Origin of the sequence: Micromonospora sp. WMMA1998 (genome assembly GCF_027497375.1) — a bacterium.
In the GTDB taxonomy this organism is placed as follows: domain Bacteria; phylum Actinomycetota; class Actinomycetes; order Mycobacteriales; family Micromonosporaceae; genus Micromonospora; species Micromonospora sediminicola.
Genome location: NZ_CP114911.1, coordinates 3849189 through 3866331, shown reverse-complemented (window position 1 = coordinate 3866331; position 17143 = coordinate 3849189). Strand labels below are relative to the sequence as shown.

Here is a 17143-nt window from a genome sequence, read left to right as displayed (position 1 = left end):
GCAAGTAGGAGATACTGCATCACTCTTTAATCAAAGGTCGCCGGGCCGCAAGTTAGAGGCTGATGCATCAATATCCGCAATGGCTGCCTGCTCCTGCGCTTGCTCCTGAAGCTGCTCTCGCCTTTGCCTCGCCCTCGCCTTATCCGAACGAAGGTACTGACCACCTTCAAAAACCCTCAGGTATGCCGAGTACATCCGACGAATTGCCATGATGAACAAGACTAGGACGTAGCTACCAAGCGCCAAAACGACACAGGTTGCGACGCGGTCCAACTTGGCGTCCGGGTTGGGCCTGATGCCCGAGGCGACTACCAGCACGGCAGCCTCTAGTGCTGACGCTAGGGCCCCCGCCATCAGGTGAGCGGCCGTTTCGCGGAAGTGCCTCCTCGTTGTCGCGTCGAACGGCCGTCGACCCTCGATTCGATCACGGAAAGCAGCAAGCTGCGTAAATGCGCCGAACATAATTCCTGCAATCAACGCACTTGCCCCTGAAATGGCGCTCGGGTCCGTGAGACGCCACCCTCTGAGATACGACAGAACACCCACGACTACGGGCACGAGAACCACGATCGACCGTGCTGCCCAGTCGGGCGAAGCATTGGGTAGCTGCATCGATCGGAAATGATCGCGAATTAGCGGGCGAAGGTCGAATCGGTCGAGAATGCTCTCTCGCATGGCGTACCTCCCCAGTGGCCTTCTAGAGCCTACTCTGGGGGTACGACACCTGAGCCCAATGCTAGGTTCGGAAGCAACACTTCGGCCGTATCAATCACTTGCCGATAAAAGTTATCGTCCGATACCGGCGACGCACCTAGATCGTAGATCCACTCCGTGATGTCCTGCGCTGGGCGAAGGCTTTTGCTCCTCTGATTGGCGCCCTCCACTCGTAGGACGCTGTCCTCAAATTCGACCGGTATCCTTCTCCCGACAGCGATTGCCGCTAATTCGTTGGCGAGCTGACCGAGGTCAGATGCTTCGCTGTCTTGGTTTCTACGGCGCTGCCACCAGTCCAAGGCTCTCTGCTGCAAGCTTGTCTGCAGCGACGAGCCTCCAGAAATGCCGACTTTCAGTGTGATGTCTTCCACTACGGGGTCGTCATCGCTTGCCCGCGAGTAGCGGACAACTTCAAGTTCCTTGACGATTCCGTTGCGGATAAAGTCCGCCACGGCGGCTTGATCCGCGATGCCCTCCTCTACCTTGAGCCGGTATCGTCCTTCTCCGATGACGTCGAAACCCTTGATGACCCGCCTGTACGGGCAGGTGCGCCCCCGCACCTCGACCGCGAGCAACGCGACGAAACCAGAATCGGGCGTGACTAGCACGCTGCGATAAGGGTTAGTGACCGCAAGGTTGGTGATGTCTTGATCGCCGTTAACCCCGTCAGGGTCAATTAGGGTGCCGTCCTCGCCATAGGTTCCGTACAGGAACTTAAATTTCAAATTGTTGGACACCCTGTCGACCTGTGTATAACGGATCACATTTCCGCTCGGCGGGACCTGGCTGCCGTCCTCAGTGATTTTGGGCGGATCTGGCAACTTGACGTTCTCACTGAGGCGCGAAGTAAGGTCGGGCTTCAGCACGTCAAGGAAGTGCGATTCTTCCAGGTTACCGAAGTCAAGATCGGCGTGGCGGCTGCCAGCACGTAGCCTGACAGTGAAGAGCCTGTAGCCGTAGCGGGGCACAACAACTCCGATCAAGGCGAGCAGCATCGAGGCCGCGAGGGCATCTACCTTGGGTCTTCGATACGTTACCGGTTGGAGTCAAGAAGGCACTACACCTAGGACGGTCAGCAACGCGTCCAGCCGGGCCAGCGGGAAACGGGGCGGCAAGCGAGCCCGGTTCCGTCTCAACCTCCGTCTCGTTCGGCGCCCTGTGCAGCGACGTCCGCAGCAGACGGCTCAGAGGCCATCCATCCTGTTCACGCCCGCTCTGGAACTGGACTGAACGGACAGGAGCAGACTTGGAAACCGGGTTGGTCCAGCTAGGACCGAGACGCAGAGTGGTGGCGGCCGGCGAGCCAGGCCGGCCGCTCCTAATCGTCCGCCTCGCATATCTCCGCTTGGTCAGTGCCCGTCCGGCCGGTGCTGGCTCCAGTGCTTCTCGATCCAGGCCACTTGTCCGCGGTCCAGCTTCGTCGCGAGCGACTGGCCGTGCAGAGGCGCGTAGCCCGGATAGCTGAGTAGTTCATCCCGCAGGCTGATCGTCAGGGTGCGCGGGTCCACTGCAATGTCCCCTTGGTCAAAAAGCCGGTGGACGTCTCGTCTCAGCAGCAGGCCACCGTCGTCGTGGTGCTGGCCGACGGCTGCGTAGCTGTACAGATGAGCTGCTTCCAGTGCAGCGGCGGGGCCTGGCCCGGTGAATGCACATACCGTCCCCTGCACCGCAAGCAGGCGTTCCCTGAATCCGCCTTGGCCGACGCGGACACGCACCCTGGCCTGTCGGTGCCCGCCTGGCTGCGACTGCACCCAAGGCGCTGCCTCATCGAGGAACGCCGCCCCTCGCGCCCTGCCGACGCTGCGCAGTGCCTCAGAGAATGCGTCCCATCGCAGTGGCCGCATGCTGAGCTGGGACTTCGGGGAGACGCAGAGGCTGCGCAGGGTTGGTCCGTCGAGGCAGCGCCCGAGGTCAACCCAGTTGGCGTCGTGGCGTGACCTGAAGGTCTCAACCCGTTCCACCCGGGTCGAGGCTATGGGGAACGTGTCCGAGCACGGGAAGCACCGGAACGGGGGTGATTCGCGCTTGCGTCTCTTGATGTTCGCCCCGTTGCAGCGTGGGCACCGGTAGAGGATCTTCTCCGCTTGGCCCGTCTCGATTCCCTCGATGACGGATGCGCCGATGACCGCTTCTTTGTCCCACAGGACGATCCGGTCGCCGACAGCTACGGCTCGGGCGTTCGGAACGGTGGCGTCCCAGCTGTAGTGAGCGTCCGGGTCGTCGTCGTACCCGTCGTTACCACCGTGCTGTCGATCCGCACCCACGGCGAGCATCAGCCACGCCTTCGGCTGACCATCAGAGACAGCCACCCTCGGTCACCCCTCCCCGTCCCTAGGAGAGCAATCTAGCGGGAGGGTGCGTCGGAGACATGCCCCGCCGGCGGTCTGCAGGGCCCCGCGCGAGCGGGGCCCTGCAATCAGTGGTGCAGTTACCGGCTGCGCCTGGTCGCCGGCACCAAGTCGGGGTCGACGCCGGCTCGGCGCAACAGCTCCCGCAGGCGCTGCTCGACGTCGACCGTGGCGTCCAGGGACTTCAAGATGGACGTGGACGCCCCGTCCATGAGCTGGTCGAGTTTCTGCTCCTTGTCATGGTCCATGGGTTGCCTCCCTCCGGGGCGACTCACGCTCCATCATGCGGACGAGCTTCTGACGGGCATGGCGCACGTTCGAGCGCACCGTCTCGCGCTGCTGCCCGGTGATCTCCGAGATCTCGGCGTAGCCGTAGCCGTCGTGGTGCAGCTCGAACACCACACGCTGGGCGTGTGGCAGTACCCGCATCATGCGCTGGTACTCCGCCAGGTCCTCGTTGGCATCGAACGCCTCCACGATGGCGTCCTGCGCGACGCGCCTCGCCGCACAGTCCTCACGCTCAGAGACCTTCCAGCTACGGAGCAGGATGCGGTAAGCGGCTTTGCGAGCGAACGCCTTCGGTGACTGGATGGTCAGCCAGCTCGTGAACGTAGCGAGCATCGCCTCCTGGGCGACGTCCTCGGCCTCATGCTGAGAGGCACCCCAACGAATCAGCAGCCCGACCAGGGGCTTGTAGTCGCCCTCGTAGTAGACGGGGAAGTCGGCCAACTGCTGCAGGGTGTGCTGGATGTCGGTCTGCGACGGCATGTCTCGCTCCTCCGTTCTCTCTGGCGAGTCCAGAGAGTTTGCTCCGCTTTGCGCATATAGATCACCTTTCATTTCTGCGACCGGGCCATCCGGTCGCGCAAGCGCCCAGGTCGGCGCCCATCGGTCGTCGTGCGCGACGACGGCCAATGGCCAGCTACCTGGTCTTCGTCAGTTGAGTACCGCGCGAGGGCTCAGCGTGCAACGGCTCGACAAGAAATCTTGGCCGCACTGGAGGTCACCGGACTCGGACCGCGAGCGCGATGACCATGACGACTGCCAACACGGCGGCAACGGCGGTGACGGCCAGCGAGTTCGACACCGCGTAGGCGGACGGCACTCCGACCAACGCCGCGTTCATCACCACCACGAGCTTGCCGGTATCGTCGCGCCCCTCGCGCTGCGACTCGGCCGGCTCGCCCGCCGTCTCCCTGTTGACGAGATCCGTGGAGCCGTTCACCGTCTCGGGCACCTGATTCTCCTACCTGCCACCCGCGCGGGAGGCTCGTAAGTGAAGTGCCAAGTGAGGTCATGACGTGCAACCGCCAAGCGCCCGATCACTAATCGTGGCTCAGAAGCCGCCGAGATGGGCGGTCTCAGCTGCGGTCTCATTCGTTGCCGTACACGGGCGTTCACGACAGTCCGACGGGCGGCCGAACTGCTGGTCATGTGCGCTGTCGAACTGGTCCGGACGTGTGGTCGCAGATCTCGAAAGCGTGTGAGGGTTTACGCCCTCCGCGGGTTCAAATCCCGCCGCCACCGCTCGTGAACGGCGAGAACGCCCGGTGCGATCCGTGAGGATCGCACCGGGCGTTCCGCGTTCCGGGTCAGCTCCCGGTGAAGTCGTCGCCGAGCAGTGTGCGGATCCGTCCCAGTGCCCGGGCGTCGCGCATCTTCACCGCCGAGGCGGAGATCCCCAGGATCCTGGCGACGGTGGCGACGCTCTGGTCCTCCCAGTGCCGCAGCACCACGATCGCCTGGTCCCGGATCGGCAGTGTCGCCAGTGCGGACATCAATGCGACGTGCAGGTCGGTCGTCGCTACGGGTTGCGGCCGTTCGGGCAGGTCGGCGCAGACCACCTCGGTGTCGCTGCGCCGGCTTCGCTGGTCGAAGACGGCGTTCATGAGCACCCGACGGCTGTACGCGTCGAGGTTCGCGGCGTGCCGGATCCGGCCCCAGGAGGCGTACATCTTGACAAACGTGATCTGGGTCAGGTCCTGGGCGAGGTGCCAGTCCCGGCACATGAGGTAGGCGGTCCGTCTCAGCCGGGGTGCGGTCGCGGCGACGAACGCGCTGAAGTCCTCGTCCCGGGTGCTGCGCTCACGACGGCGGGCGGCGCTCCACCGGGCCAGCGGACCGGCCGGCCGTTCGGTGGGTGGCGTGGCGCACACGTCGATGTGCCCGCTGCTCACTCACCCTCCCCGGAACCGGAGCGCCTGGGGCACGGACCGCCCAGGATCTGGTCGACGCCGCCGGTCTCGCGGAAGTTCGCCACGAGCCGGGGGAAGTCCGCGGCTCTGGCCAAGGTGACCTGGAACGACTCAGGTATCTGCTCCGGTTTGACCGCGTTGACGAGGTCCGGACTGTCCTTGTAGATCTCCTTGAACCTGGCGTAGGCCTCGTCGTGGCTCTGGAACGTCACGCTCCGCACGAGCGGATCCGCGCGGAGCGCCTCCTGCAGGTCGATGCGTTGCTGATCGGTGATCTCCTGCCGCAGGAAAACGCGGACGTCGGCCGCCTCGTACCCCCATCGCCGGTCACAGGTGGGCCCCGTGGAGGGCATCAGTGCGCCCGCCGCGACCACCGGCGACACCGGCTCCGTCGACGAGGGCGCAAGGTTCAGGGCGACCAGGGTCGCGGCGACCGCGACGAAGCCGGCTGCCGCACCGCCCGCGAGCAGACCACGCCTGCGCCGCAGCGCGGTTCCCGCCACCATGACCTCCCGGGCCAGTTCCCCGGTCGGGGGCGCGGGTTCGACGCCGAGTGCCCGCTCGAAGAGCACGTGCAGGTTCTGGTCCACAGCTCGCTCCTGGTGTCCGATGGCTTCCCTCTCAAAGGACTGGTCGGGATGCCGAATCGGTCACATCCGGGTCAGCAGGGGCCGTAGCCCTCGTCGAAGAGGCGGCGCGCCCAGTCCGCGTACCCGGCGATGATCTTTCGGACCGTGACGCCGTCGTGCAGGAACAGGTACGCGCGATCGCCGTCGCGGGCGAGCAGCCCGGCGAAGCGGTGACTGCCGGGCGGCGCCGGCAGCGCGTTCGCGCCGGGGTACGCGGACCGGACGTCGGCGACTGGTGTGCCGGCGCTGATCCCCTCCGGCGTGCTCATCGGGTCGTCGAGCCAGAGCAGGACGAGCCGGTCGTCGACGAAGATCGGGCTGACCGAGCCGAGCCCGGTGAGCGTGGGCCCGCAGGCCTCCTCGTCGGTGTGCAGGAGGCCGCGCCGGGTGAGGTCCTCCTCGGTGTCGCCGAACTCCGCGTTGCGCAGGCCGTCCAGGCTGACCACCTCGGTGGCGCCGACCGGCCGGACCGGCCACTGTGGATGGACACCGCTGCCGGCGATGGACGCGGCTGCCGTCAGTGTGGCAATAAAGCCGAATTGTCGTAGTTTCATGCAATCCCCCAGTCCACAACGGGACCGGGGCGTCGAGGTTGCTGGTGCGGGTCGGATTGGCGCAGTTCCCACTCCTCGGCAAGCTCGTCCCAGTAGTCGGCGGAGAGCCCGCGCCGGCCGTGCGCCAGCCAGCCCTCGGTGTCGCGCTCCAGGTGCAGGCCCAGCTCGGCGAACGGGTCGATCCACGCGCCCGGCTCGGCGCCCAGCCGGGCCAGCGCCGTGTTGATCGGCCACTCGACGCGCGGCCGGTCCAGCGCCTGGTCGTAGCGCGGCCCCCAGCTCACGTCGCCGCCCAGCCAGACCACCGCGGACTGGTGGCCGAGCCCGCCGGCGAACTCCGCCTCCAGGTAGGCCACCGGCCCGTTGTTCGACCAGCCGGCCAGCAGTTCCGCCAGCGCGGGCGAGAGGACCAGCCGGAACGGGCGTTCGGCGCACGGGTCGTCGGCGGCGAAGTCCGGCAGCCGGCCGGTCAGCTCCTCGACCAGCTGCGGAGTGACCGGCAGCAGCGCGAAGTCCTGGCGGAGCGCGGCGAGCACCGCGTGGTCCAGGTCGGCGGTCCGCTCGCGGAGCAGCTCGACGTCGGCGACCACGGCGCTGAGCTGGTAACTCATCCGATCCCCTCGGCATCCACAGCCTGTGGATAGAACATGTGTACGACCGCCTCCTTCCGCGTGTCCCGAGACGTTACCGGGGGCGGGGGGTGGAAAACCCCCGGACGGAGTCGGATGGTTTCCGCCTTCTGGCGACCGATGGCGCTGCCTAGCGTCAATGACATGATCGAACTACGTGAGTTGACCAAACGCTACGGGGGCCGGGTCGCCGTGGACGGGCTGACCGTCGAGGTTCGACCGGGGGTCGTCACCGGCTTCCTCGGCCCGAACGGCTCCGGCAAGTCGACGACGATGCGCATGATCCTCGGCCTGGACTCCCCGGACCACGGCGAGGCGTTGATCGGCGGCGTCCGGTACGCGGACCTCACCTGGCCTCTGAGGACCGTCGGTGCGCTGCTCGACGCCGGGGCGTTCCACCCCGGCCGCAGCGGCCGGGCACACCTGGCCGCGCTGGCCGCGAGCAACGACATCCCCGGATCCCGGGTCGAGCGGGTGCTCCGCACGGTCGGTCTGTCCGATGCGGCGGCGCGGCGCACCGGGACGTACTCGCTCGGTATGCGCCAGCGTCTCGGCGTGGCGGTGGCCCTGCTCGGCGACCCGGGTGTGCTCCTGCTCGACGAACCGGTCAACGGGCTGGACCCGGAGGGCATCCGGTGGATCCGGGACCTGCTGCGCGGGCTCGCCGCCGAGGGTCGGACGGTGTTCGTGTCCAGTCACCTGATCGCCGAGATGGCACTGACCGCGGACCGGCTGGTGGTCATCGGCCAGGGCCGGCTGCTGGCCGAGACCACCGTCGCCGCCCTCGCGGCCGGGCACGACAACCTGGAGGACGCGTTCCTCCGGCTCACCTCGCAGACCACCGACTACCGCGGAACGGAGGTGTCATGACCGGCTACGGATTCCGGCACGTGGCCCGGATGGAATGGGTCAAGCTGCGCAGCGTCCGGTCCACGTGGTGGCTGGCGGCGGTGACCGTCGTGGCGATGGCCGCGACCGGGATCGGGGTGGGAGTCGGCTACCGGTCGCACACCCCGGTTGCCACCGCCGCCCAGATCCTGAACAACAGCCTGAGCGGGGCGATCCTGGCCCAACTCCTCCTCGGCGCGCTCGGCGTGCTGACGGTCACCGGTGAATACGGCACCGGGCAGATCCGGTCGACGTTCGCCGCCGTACCCCGGCGTCGGACCGTGCTGGCCGCGAAGGCCGCGGTGTCCGGCGGGGCGGCTCTCGCGGTCGGACTCGCGGCCAGCTTCGCCGGCTACCTGGGCGGGCAACTCGCGATCCGCGGCACCGCCATCCCCGGCGCCCCGCTCAGCGACCCCGACATCCTGGGCGCGGTCCTGCTGACCGGCGGCTACCTGGCCGCCACCGCGCTGATCGGCGTCGGCGTCGGAGCGGTCCTCCGGCACTCCGGCGCGGCGATCGGCGTACTGTTCGGCCTGGTCTTCGTACCGTCGTTCGCGGTCGGGCTGTTCGGCGAGAGCGGGATCGCGGTCGGCAGGTTCGTGCCGCTGCTGATGCTGCTCAACTCCGTCGCGGTCACCTCGCCGACCCCCGGGCTGTTCGCGGGGTGGGTCAGCGTGCTGCTCATGGGCGGCTACGCGGTGGCGGCGGTCGTCTGCGGCGGCGTCGTGCTCCGCCGGCGCGACTCGTGACAGGCGACAATGGGCCGATGACCGCGCTGCGAGCCCCGTTCACCACGCTGGCGCTGCGCCACGCGGTGTTCTGCGTGACCGGCGTGGTCAGCGCGGTCGCGATCCTGGCCGCGCCGGCGCTCGTGCCGGCCCTGGGCGCCCTCGTCCTCTGGGCGACCGGCGGCATGTCCCAGCAGCCCGCACCCACGGTCGCGCCGCTGTTCCTGGTCCTGTTCCCGCTCACCGTCGCGCTCCTGGTCGTGCTGGCCGCCCCGATCGGACGCGCGGCGGGAAACGTGCACCGACGGCTCGCGTACCGGCTGCTCGGCGTGCGGGTGGACGCCCCGCCGCCGCGGCCCTCGAACCGGATCGGCGCCCTGGTCGCCGACGGGCCCGGCTGGCGCGCTGTCGGATACGGCCTGCTCAAGGTGCCGCTGGCCGTCCCCCAGGGGTACGGGGCGTTCTGCTATCTGGTCGGCCCGGTCAACCTCAGCTACCCGCTGTGGTGGCCGCTGTTCCGCAACCACCCGCCCGGCACCCGGCTCGGGCCGGTGTGGGCGCTGACCCCGTTCGGTCCCCTGGGTGCGCGCACGTTCGCCGGCTCGTTCCTCATCGCCGCCGCCGGCCTCGCCATGCTGCTCGTCGCGCCCTGGCTGATGCGGGCGGGCACGGCGGCGGACGTGGCCGCGATGCGGTGGCTGCTCGGCCCGCGCCGGCTCGCCGAGCGGGTACGCGAACTCCAGGCCAGCCGGGCCCGCGCGATCGACGACGCGGCCACGATGATGCGCCGGCTGGAACGCGACCTGCACGACGGCGCGCAGGTCCGGCTGGCCACGCTGGCGATGAACCTCGGCATGGCGACCGAGAAGCTCGGCGCCGACGGCCCACCCCCCGACCTGGCGCAGGCCCGGGAACTGGTCGCGCTGGCCCACCGGGGCGCCAAGGAGGCGCTCGTGGACCTGCGCGACCTGGTACGCGGGATCCACCCGCCGGTGCTCGACAACGGTCTCGGCGACGCGTTGGCGACGCTCGCCACGGGCAGCGCCGTCCCGGTCGAGACGACGGTCGACCTGCCCGAGCGCCCGGCGCCCGCGATCGAGACGATCGCCTACTTCTGCGCCGCCGAACTGCTCGCCAACGCGACCAAGCACAGCCGGGCCAGCCGGGTCGGCCTCGGCGTCGCCGGCTCCGAGGAGCGCCTGCGGCTGACCGTCGTCGACGACGGGGTGGGCGGCGCGGACCCGGAGGGCCCCGGCCTGACCGGCCTGACCCGCCGCATCGCGGTGGTCGACGGCCGGATGCGCGTGCACAGCCCGGCCGGCGGCCCCACCCGGGTCGAGATCGACCTGCCCACACACGCGTGAACGGAGGCGACGGCATGCGGGTGGTGATCGCGGAGGACGCCGCGATGATGCGCGAGGGACTGGTCCGGCTGCTCACCGACCGCGGCTTCGAGGTGTGCGCGGCGGTGGCCGACGCGGAGACGCTGCGGTCCGCGGTCGCCGCGTTCGAGCCGGACGTGGCCGTCGTCGACATCCGGATGCCGCCGACGCACACCGACGAGGGGCTGCGCGCCGCGATCGACGTCCGACGCGACCATCCCCGGGTCGGTGTGCTGGTGTTCTCGCAGTACGTGGAGACGCGGTACGCGACCCGTCTGCTCGCCGACCGGCCGACCGGCGTCGGATACCTGCTCAAGGACCGCGTGGCCGACGTCGCCGACTTCGTCGAGGCGCTGACCCGGGTGGCGTCCGGCGGGACCGCGCTGGACCCGGAGGTGGTCGGCCACCTGATGCGGGCCGGACGGGACACCGTCGGGCTGGCGTCGCTGACCGCGCGCGAACGGGAGGTGCTGTCGCTGATGGCCGAGGGGCGCTCGAATGCCGGGATCGCGGCGGCGCTCGTCATCACGCCGGGCGTGGTGGAGAAACACGTGGCGAACATCTTCGCCAAGCTCGGGCTGCCGTCCTCGGAAGGCGACAACCGCCGGGTCCTGGCCGTCCTCCGCCACCTCGGCGGCTGACGTCACGTCACGTACCCGAGCAGGGGGGCCGGACCCTCGACGGGCCGGCCCCCTGCCGGTCAGGTCGTCACCACGCGGACATGTCGGGAAGCTGGTCGATGGAGATGGTCCTCGGGTTGGCCATCGCGGTGCGCCACAGCCCGGCCACGTCCTTGCCGCTGCCGTTCCAGTCGCGCGAGGCCCAGACCACGAAGTACGGCCACGCCGGGTCGGAGTTCGGGTTGAGCGGGCTGAACGTCTCGGCGACGCCGGTGGTCTTGGCGCCGCTGACCGCCCTGGTGGTGGCGAAGTCGGAGGCGCTCTGGAAGTAGTCGGAGGTGACCAGGTCGACGTAGCCGTCGCCCGGGTACCAGGACGCCAGCGAGGTGCCCTGGCCGCTGGCCATGCCGTTGAACACCCAGACGATGTTGTGCGCGCCGGCGAGCTGGGCCCGCTGGTAGATCAGCCGCCAGAGCTGCTTGTAGGCGTCCTGACCCTTCTTCGCCCACCACATGTAGTTGTTGTTCGCCTCGTGCAGCGGGCGGAACAGCACCGGCACCCCGGCGTCACCCATCTTCTTCAGCTCGCGGACCACCAGGTCGATGTCCTGGTAGAGCTTCGACGACGGGTTGTTCAGGTCGGGCTGGAAGTCGCAGGGCGCGGAGTAGTTGCCGCCGCGCGGGCAGTACCAGTGCCACTGGAACGCGACGATGCCGTTGCGCGTCTTCGCCCAGTCGATGACCTGCTGGGTCTGGATGCTGCCCCGGGTGTACTCCATGAAGTCGAACGCCACCATCGCCGGGTAGCGGCCGGTCAGCTGCTGCACCCGGTCCGCGTCCGGCAGGTCGGTCTGGCCGCTGACGTAGGTGTGCGTCCGCAGGTAGCAGATCAGGTTGCGGGCCTTCGAGTTCGCCTGCGGGTCGGCCGGCGCCTGGCCGCAGTCCGGGCCGGGCGGGGCGGGCGGCTTCACCGCGTAGACCTCGAACTCGTAGAGCGAGTAGCCCCAGGCGGTGCCGCGTGCGGTGCCGGACATCCGGACGTACCGGCCGCTGGCCCCGGCGGGCGTGACGTCGTCGGTGCCGCCGTCGCCCGTCGTGGTGCTGAACACCGGGGTCCAGGTGGCGCCGTCGGTCGAGGTCTGGATCTGGTACGCCCTGCCGTACGCCGCCTCCCAGCGCAGCCGCACCGTGGTGATCGGGTACGTGGCGCCGAGGTCGACCTGGATCCACTGCGGGTCGGCGTAGAGGCTGGACCAGCGGGTGCCGCCGTTGCCGTCGACCGCCTGGCCGGCGGCGTTCGGGCTCTCCGTCGACGAGACGGTGACCGGCCGGTTCAGCGCGAGGTTGCCGGTGGGGGTGGTGGTCGGGTCCGGGTCCACCGTCGGGCTCGGGGTCGGGCCGTCGGTGGGACTCGGCGTGGGGCTGCCGGTCGGGCTGGGCGGCGCGGTGCCGCCGCAGGCCGCGCCGTTGAACGTGAACGCGGTCGGGGTCGGGTTCGACCCGGTGTAGGTGACGTTGAGGCCGAAGCTGACCGTGCCGCCGGCCGGAACGGCCGCGTTGTAGGAGACGTTCGTGGCGGTGGCGTTCGCGCCGGACTGCGTCTTCGTCGCGTTCCACATGTCGCCGATCACCTGGTTGCCGGGGAACGCCCAGCCCAGCGTCCAGCCGTTCACGGCGGCACCGGTGTTGGTGATCGTGACGTTGGTGGTGGCGCCGCCGCCCCAGTCGTTGGTGACCTGCCAGGTCACCGAGCAGGCGCCGGCGGCGGCCCGGGCGGGTGGCGTGGTGACGAGGGCGGTGGCCAGCGCGGTGACGGCTGCCGCCGCCCCGGCCAGGCACGCCCGCGTGCGGGTGCGCTGGTTCATGAGGAACTCCCGTACGGGTGGTGGGTGCGGGGAGTCCTCGCCGCCCGGACGGGCCGGACCGTCGGTTGCCCTTCCGGCGGTCGACCCGGCGAAGATATCAACGATGGTCTTCTTAACCGGTTAATTTTGTCAATGCCTGTCGAACGGTCGTCGAACGGGAAGGTTTGTGAACCGGTCAAGACGCCGTCGCACGGTGGCCGCGCCCGGATACGACGAAGGGCCGGCACCCGAGGTGCCGGCCCTTCGTCGACGGCGGAGGATACGAGATTCGAACTCGTGAGGGTGTGAACCCAACACGCTTTCCAAGCGTGCGCCCTAGGCCTCTAGGCGAATCCTCCGCGAGCCAGGATACAGGTCCCCCGACGGCGGGCCACCCCACCCTCCCGGAAGATCCACACGGCGTCGGGTAGGCTGGTCCCACCTCCCGTGCGGCGGTATCTCGTGAACCTCCCCAGGGCCGGAAGGCAGCAAGGATAAGCGAGCTCTGCCGGGTGCACGGGAGGCCTTTCTGTCTCCGGGTCCCGGTAACGTCGCCTCGGGTCGAGTCACGGGGTGGTGGGTGGTCACCCGGAGCCGACCGGCGCAGAATGGCTCGGTCGAGAGGAGGCGGGACGGGTGGCACTGGCCCTTTACCGCAAGTACCGGCCGCGCACGTTCGCCGAGATGATCGGCCAGGAGCAGGTCACCGAGCCGCTGTCCCAGGCGTTGCGCAGCGGCCGGCTCAACCACGCCTATCTCTTCTCCGGCCCCCGCGGCTGCGGCAAGACCTCCAGCGCCCGGATCCTGGCCCGCTCGCTCAACTGTGAGCAGGGTCCCACACCCGAGCCGTGCGGGCAGTGCGACTCGTGCCGCGGGCTGGCCCCCGACGGCGGCGGGTCGATCGACGTGATCGAGATCGACGCGGCCAGCCACGGCGGTGTCGACGACGCCCGCGAGCTGCGCGAGAAGGCGTTCTTCGCGCCGGCCCGCAGCCGCTTCAAGATCTACATCATCGACGAGGCGCACATGGTCTCGTCGGCCGGCTTCAACGCCCTGCTCAAGCTGGTCGAGGAGCCGCCGGAATACGTCAAGTTCATCTTCGCCACCACCGAGCCGGAGAAGGTCCTCGGCACGATCAGGTCGCGGACGCACCACTACCCGTTCCGGCTCTACCCGCCGAAGGTGGTCCGGCCCTACCTGGAGCAGCTCTGCGAGGCGGAGGGGGTGACCGTCGAGCCGGCGGTCTTCCCCCTGGTGGTGCGCGCCGGTGGCGGCAGCATGCGGGACAGCCTCTCCGTGCTCGATCAGCTCATCGCCGGCGCCGGTCCGGAGGGGGTCGGCTACGCCCGGGCCGCCGCGCTGCTCGGCGTCACCGACTCCGCGCTGATCGACGAGATGTGCGACGCGCTCGCCGCCGGGGACGGCGCGGCCGCGTACGCCACCGTCGACCGGGTCGCCGAGGCCGGCCACGACTCGCGCCGGTTCGCCACCGACCTGCTGGAGCGGCTGCGCGACCTGATCGTGCTCCAGCAGGTGCCGGACGCCGCAGCCAAGGGCCTCATCGACGGCCCGGCCGACCAGATCGAGCGGATGGCCGCGCAGGCCCAACAGCTCGGTCCGGCCACGCTGTCCCGCTGCGCCGACATCGTGCACAACGGCCTGGTCGAGATGCGCGGCACCACCGCGCCCCGGCTGCTGCTGGAGCTGATCTGCGCCCGGATGCTCCTGCCCGGCGTCGACGACTCGTCCGGCGGCCTGCTCCAGCGCCTGGAGCGGATGGAGCGCCGGCTCACCCTGGGCGGCGCCGAGCCGGCCGCCGCGCACGCCACCGGAACCCCGGAGGTACGCCCGGCGACGCCCGCCCCGGGCGCGGCTGCCGCCGCGGTCCACCCGGAGACCGCCGGCGCGCCGGCGGCTGCCGACGCCCCGACCGGTGCGGCCGCCGCCCGTGCCGCCGCCCTGGCCGCCGGCTCCACCCGTGGTGCCGCCGCGGGCGGTGGCCTTCCCGGCGCCTCCGGTGCTCCCTCCGGTGCCGCGGCGGGTGCCCCGGCGGCCGGTGCCGCATCCGGTGGCCCGACGGCCGATGCCGGTGCGCCGGCCGCCCCGGCCCGCCGCCCGGTGCCGCCCTCGTCGGTGATGCCCGACCCGGCCACCCCCGAGCCGCCCCGGCCGGGCGCGGCGAACCCCGGCGCGCTGGACGCGGTCGCGGTGCGCCGGGTCTGGCCGGAGGTCGTCGGCAAGGTCAACCGGAGCAACAAGCGGATCGCCGCGCTGATGCGCGACGCGGTGGTGCGTGACCTGGACGGCGACACGCTGGTGCTGACCGTGAAGTCGACGGTGCTGGCGAAGATGATGGCCGACCACGCCGCCGTGCTCACCGACGCGCTCTACGAGGAGTTGGGCGGCCGCTGGCAGATCCGGTGCGAGGTGGCCGGCGAGCGGGGCGCGTCCTCGCTGGGCGGCCCGTCCCGACCGTCCGGTGCGAGCCGCGCCCCCGCCGACGCCGTCCCGGCCCCCGCCACCTCCGGTCCGGATGACGCCGCCCGCCGGCGCCCCGACTCCGGGACGCCGGACGCCGCCGACGGGCGTCCGGGCCCGGGTGGCCCGCACGGTGCCGGTGGACGTTCCGACTCCGGTGGGTCCGACGGTGCCGGCGGCCGTCCGGACTCCGGAAACGGCGGGGCCGCGCGTCCGGCGTCCGGGCCGGGCGGGGCCGCACCGGCCGGCTCGACCGGTGACTCGGGCACCCGGTCCGCGCACGGCAACCGTGCCGACGACCATGGCACCCGCGCCGGCGGGCCGGCGGGTGCGCCGGGCGCCGGAAAGCAGGACGACGAGGAGGACTGGCCGGAGCCGGTGCGCCCCGGTGGCGCCACCGGGCCGGCGCGTACCCCCGCCGCAACGCCCGCCGTCGACGGGGAGGACTGGCCGGCGGCGGCCCGTCCGGGCGGGGTGACGGCGACCGCGACCGCCGCTCCGGCCGTACCGAAGCCGGCCGCGCCCCCGGCGGCGCCGGCCGGCGGCGGTGGGCCGAAGAACAGCGCCATCGCGGCGGCCCGGGCGGCCGCGGCGGCCGCGGCGGCCGGCGGTGGGCCCGGCAAGGGGACGCGGGCCGCGCAGCCGGCGCGGAAGACCGCAGACGCGGAGTGGGCCGGTGAGCCGCCCTACGACCCGGACTTCGACGGGCCGGTCCGGGGTGGTCGGGCGCCGGCGGCCGCGGCACCGGCGTACGAGGGCTTCGACCCGGGCGACGAGCCGCTGGACGAGGTGATCGACGAGCGGACCGCCCGGCAGTCCAGCGAGGAGCAGGCGGTGCAGCTGCTGCGCGAGACGTTCGGGGCCGAGAAGATCAACGAGGTGGACGCGCGCTGAGCGCGGGTCGACCCGGAGGAGCGGTGCCGTGGCCCGACTAGGCTGGGCGCGGCCGAGCAGACGAGTGCGAGAAGGAGCGGTCCGTGCGCCCAGGTGGACAGCCGAACATGCAGCAGATGCTGAAGCAGGCGCAGAAGATGCAGCAGCAGATCGCCCAGGCCCAGGCCGAGTTGGCCGAGGCGGAGCTGGAGGGCACCGCGGGCGGTGGCCTGGTCACCGCCACCGTCGCCGGCACCGGTGAGCTGAAGGCGATCAAGATCGACCCGAAGGCGGTCGACCCGGAGGACGTGGAGACCCTGGAGGACCTGGTCGTCGCGGCCGTGCACAACGCCGCCGAGGCGGCCCGCGAGCTGACCGAGAAGAAGATGGGCCCGGTCGCGGGTGGGATGGGCGGCCTCGGCCTGCCCGGGTTCTGAGTCGGCAGATGTACGAGGGTGCCATCCAGGACCTGATCGACGAGTTGGGCCGGTTGCCGGGCGTGGGCCCGAAGAGCGCCCAACGGATCGCGTTCCACGTGCTGTCGGCGGATCCGGCCGACGTCAACCGGCTGGCCGGCGCGCTGCGCAAGGTCAAGGACCTGGTCCGGTTCTGCACGACCTGCTACAACGTGGCCGAGTCCGAGCAGTGCCGGATCTGCCGCGACCCCCGGCGCACCGACGAGGTGCTCTGCGTGGTCGAGGAGCCGAAGGACGTGGTGGCGATCGAGCGGACCGGCGAGTTCCGCGGCCGCTACCACGTGCTCGGCGGCGCGATCAATCCGCTGGAGGGCATCGGCCCGGACAACCTGCGGATCCGTGAGCTGATGACCCGTCTGGGCAGCGGTACGGTCCGCGAGCTGATCCTCGCCACGGACCCGAACACCGAGGGCGAGGCGACGGCGACCTACCTGGCGCTGATGGTCAAGCCGATGGGGATCGCGGTCACCCGGCTGGCCAGTGGCCTGCCGGTCGGCGGCGACCTGGAGTACGCCGACGAGATCACGCTGGGTCGTGCCTTCGAGGGCCGTCGAGCGGTCTGAGAACTGTCGTGTCGCCTCCGGCGGGTGCCCTTCGGGTGCCCGCCGGCGGTGTCTCCGGACCAGATTCCCGACGCTCGTCGATCTGACAGGTACGAGCCTCCGGGACCGGATCGACGTAACAAATTCGGCTCTTAGGCCGACGAACATTCGGTGAACGGCAGCGATCTCCTTCGAATCCAATGCCTCGCTGCGGAAAAGACACGATCCGATACCAACCCGCCCC

At 70.4% G+C, this 17143-nt stretch carries 17 protein-coding genes, 1 tRNA gene, 1 other RNA gene and 1 pseudogene; 8 read left to right on the top strand and 12 right to left on the bottom strand.

Annotated elements, in window-relative coordinates:
- Window positions 1–30 precede the first annotated feature (30 nt).
- The 10 genes from O7600_RS17465 to O7600_RS17420 all read right to left on the bottom strand — a co-directional run bounded on the left by O7600_RS17465 (window position 31) and on the right by O7600_RS17420 (window position 7051).
- Window positions 31–675 (bottom strand): hypothetical protein, encoded by a 645-nt coding sequence (locus O7600_RS17465; protein ID WP_281588701.1) that lies wholly within the window; start codon window positions 673–675, stop codon window positions 31–33.
- Window positions 676–704: 29 nt separating this feature from the next.
- Window positions 705–1709 carry a hypothetical protein gene (locus O7600_RS17460; protein ID WP_281588699.1) on the bottom strand — a complete coding sequence of 335 codons (1005 nt, stop codon included), beginning with the start codon at window positions 1707–1709 and terminating at the stop codon, window positions 705–707.
- A 354-nt stretch (window positions 1710–2063) separates the two neighbouring features.
- Window positions 2064–3023 carry an HNH endonuclease signature motif containing protein gene (locus tag O7600_RS17455; RefSeq protein WP_281588697.1) on the bottom strand — a complete coding sequence of 320 codons (960 nt, stop codon included), beginning with the start codon at window positions 3021–3023 and terminating at the stop codon, window positions 2064–2066.
- Between the two features lie 119 nt (window positions 3024–3142).
- On the bottom strand, window positions 3143–3310 hold the full coding sequence (locus tag O7600_RS17450; RefSeq protein WP_281588695.1) for a hypothetical protein: 168 nt from the start codon (window positions 3308–3310) through the stop codon (window positions 3143–3145).
- Entirely contained in the window at window positions 3300–3830 is a 531-nt protein-coding gene (locus tag O7600_RS17445; protein ID WP_281588693.1) for an RNA polymerase sigma factor, read from the bottom strand. The genes O7600_RS17450 and O7600_RS17445 overlap by 11 nt, the downstream gene beginning before the upstream one ends.
- A gap of 235 nt (window positions 3831–4065) precedes the next feature.
- A complete protein-coding gene (locus O7600_RS17440; RefSeq protein WP_281588691.1) occupies window positions 4066–4299 on the bottom strand; it encodes a hypothetical protein in 234 nt (77 codons plus the stop codon).
- 355 nt (window positions 4300–4654) lie between these two features.
- Entirely contained in the window at window positions 4655–5239 is a 585-nt protein-coding gene (locus O7600_RS17435; protein WP_281588689.1) for a SigE family RNA polymerase sigma factor, read from the bottom strand.
- Window positions 5236–5847 (bottom strand): permease-like cell division protein FtsX, encoded by a 612-nt coding sequence (locus O7600_RS17430; protein WP_281588687.1) that lies wholly within the window; start codon window positions 5845–5847, stop codon window positions 5236–5238. Before O7600_RS17430 ends, O7600_RS17435 begins: the two co-directional genes overlap by 4 nt.
- A gap of 71 nt (window positions 5848–5918) precedes the next feature.
- The gene (locus tag O7600_RS17425; RefSeq protein WP_281588685.1) at window positions 5919–6440 is read right to left on the bottom strand and encodes a hypothetical protein; all 522 of its coding nucleotides are present in this window, start codon (window positions 6438–6440) and stop codon (window positions 5919–5921) included.
- Window positions 6437–7051: a hypothetical protein gene (locus tag O7600_RS17420; protein WP_281588683.1), complete on the bottom strand. Its 615-nt coding sequence runs from the start codon at window positions 7049–7051 to the stop codon at window positions 6437–6439. Before O7600_RS17420 ends, O7600_RS17425 begins: the two co-directional genes overlap by 4 nt.
- Before the next feature lie 162 nt (window positions 7052–7213).
- On the opposite strand from O7600_RS17420, the pseudogene O7600_RS17415 reads away from it, so the two are divergent.
- The 4 genes and pseudogenes from O7600_RS17415 to O7600_RS17400 all read left to right on the top strand — a co-directional run.
- Window positions 7214–7837, top strand: a pseudogene (locus tag O7600_RS17415) (ATP-binding cassette domain-containing protein); the annotation flags it as partial.
- A gap of 98 nt (window positions 7838–7935) precedes the next feature.
- The gene (locus O7600_RS17410) at window positions 7936–8706 is read left to right on the top strand and encodes an ABC transporter permease subunit (RefSeq protein ID WP_281588679.1); all 771 of its coding nucleotides are present in this window, start codon (window positions 7936–7938) and stop codon (window positions 8704–8706) included.
- A 17-nt stretch (window positions 8707–8723) separates the two neighbouring features.
- A complete protein-coding gene (locus O7600_RS17405) occupies window positions 8724–10049 on the top strand; it encodes a sensor histidine kinase (RefSeq protein WP_281588677.1) in 1326 nt (441 codons plus the stop codon).
- Between the two features lie 14 nt (window positions 10050–10063).
- Window positions 10064–10708 carry a response regulator transcription factor gene (locus tag O7600_RS17400; RefSeq protein ID WP_281588675.1) on the top strand — a complete coding sequence of 215 codons (645 nt, stop codon included), beginning with the start codon at window positions 10064–10066 and terminating at the stop codon, window positions 10706–10708.
- 67 nt (window positions 10709–10775) lie between these two features.
- Here O7600_RS17400 and O7600_RS17395 read toward each other — a convergent pair whose 3' ends face one another.
- Both O7600_RS17395 and O7600_RS17390 read right to left on the bottom strand, forming a co-directional pair.
- Window positions 10776–12551, bottom strand: a complete 1776-nt coding sequence (locus O7600_RS17395) for a glycosyl hydrolase (protein WP_281588673.1) — start codon at window positions 12549–12551, stop codon at window positions 10776–10778.
- A gap of 253 nt (window positions 12552–12804) precedes the next feature.
- Window positions 12805–12889 (bottom strand) — tRNA-Ser (locus tag O7600_RS17390).
- Window positions 12890–12969: 80 nt separating this feature from the next.
- On the opposite strand from O7600_RS17390, the gene ffs reads away from it, so the two are divergent.
- From ffs to recR, 4 genes are all read left to right on the top strand, one after another.
- Window positions 12970–13059, top strand: an RNA gene (ffs, locus tag O7600_RS17385) — signal recognition particle sRNA small type.
- Window positions 13060–13166: 107 nt separating this feature from the next.
- A complete protein-coding gene (locus O7600_RS17380) occupies window positions 13167–15902 on the top strand; it encodes a DNA polymerase III subunit gamma and tau (RefSeq protein WP_281588671.1) in 2736 nt (911 codons plus the stop codon).
- A 107-nt stretch (window positions 15903–16009) separates the two neighbouring features.
- Entirely contained in the window at window positions 16010–16318 is a 309-nt protein-coding gene (locus O7600_RS17375; RefSeq protein ID WP_281594185.1) for a YbaB/EbfC family nucleoid-associated protein, read from the top strand.
- An 8-nt stretch (window positions 16319–16326) separates the two neighbouring features.
- Window positions 16327–16920: a recombination mediator RecR gene (recR, locus tag O7600_RS17370; RefSeq protein WP_099163331.1), complete on the top strand. Its 594-nt coding sequence runs from the start codon at window positions 16327–16329 to the stop codon at window positions 16918–16920.
- The last annotated feature ends 223 nt before the right edge of the window (window positions 16921–17143 follow it).

Coding starts and splice junctions, on each gene's coding strand:
- O7600_RS17445 (WP_281588693.1), bottom strand. CDS start 3,830: ATGCCGTCGCAGACCGACATCCAGCACACCCTGCAGCAGTTGGCCGAC.
- O7600_RS17395 (WP_281588673.1), bottom strand. CDS start 12,551: ATGAACCAGCGCACCCGCACGCGGGCGTGCCTGGCCGGGGCGGCGGCA.
- O7600_RS17450 (WP_281588695.1), bottom strand. CDS start 3,310: ATGGACCATGACAAGGAGCAGAAACTCGACCAGCTCATGGACGGGGCG.
- O7600_RS17465 (WP_281588701.1), bottom strand. CDS start 675: ATGCGAGAGAGCATTCTCGACCGATTCGACCTTCGCCCGCTAATTCGC.
- O7600_RS17405 (WP_281588677.1), top strand. CDS start 8,724: ATGACCGCGCTGCGAGCCCCGTTCACCACGCTGGCGCTGCGCCACGCG.
- O7600_RS17420 (WP_281588683.1), bottom strand. CDS start 7,051: ATGAGTTACCAGCTCAGCGCCGTGGTCGCCGACGTCGAGCTGCTCCGC.
- O7600_RS17460 (WP_281588699.1), bottom strand. CDS start 1,709: ATGCTGCTCGCCTTGATCGGAGTTGTTGTGCCCCGCTACGGCTACAGG.
- O7600_RS17375 (WP_281594185.1), top strand. CDS start 16,010: ATGCAGCAGATGCTGAAGCAGGCGCAGAAGATGCAGCAGCAGATCGCC.
- O7600_RS17425 (WP_281588685.1), bottom strand. CDS start 6,440: ATGAAACTACGACAATTCGGCTTTATTGCCACACTGACGGCAGCCGCG.
- O7600_RS17400 (WP_281588675.1), top strand. CDS start 10,064: ATGCGGGTGGTGATCGCGGAGGACGCCGCGATGATGCGCGAGGGACTG.
- O7600_RS17410 (WP_281588679.1), top strand. CDS start 7,936: ATGACCGGCTACGGATTCCGGCACGTGGCCCGGATGGAATGGGTCAAG.
- recR (WP_099163331.1), top strand. CDS start 16,327: ATGTACGAGGGTGCCATCCAGGACCTGATCGACGAGTTGGGCCGGTTG.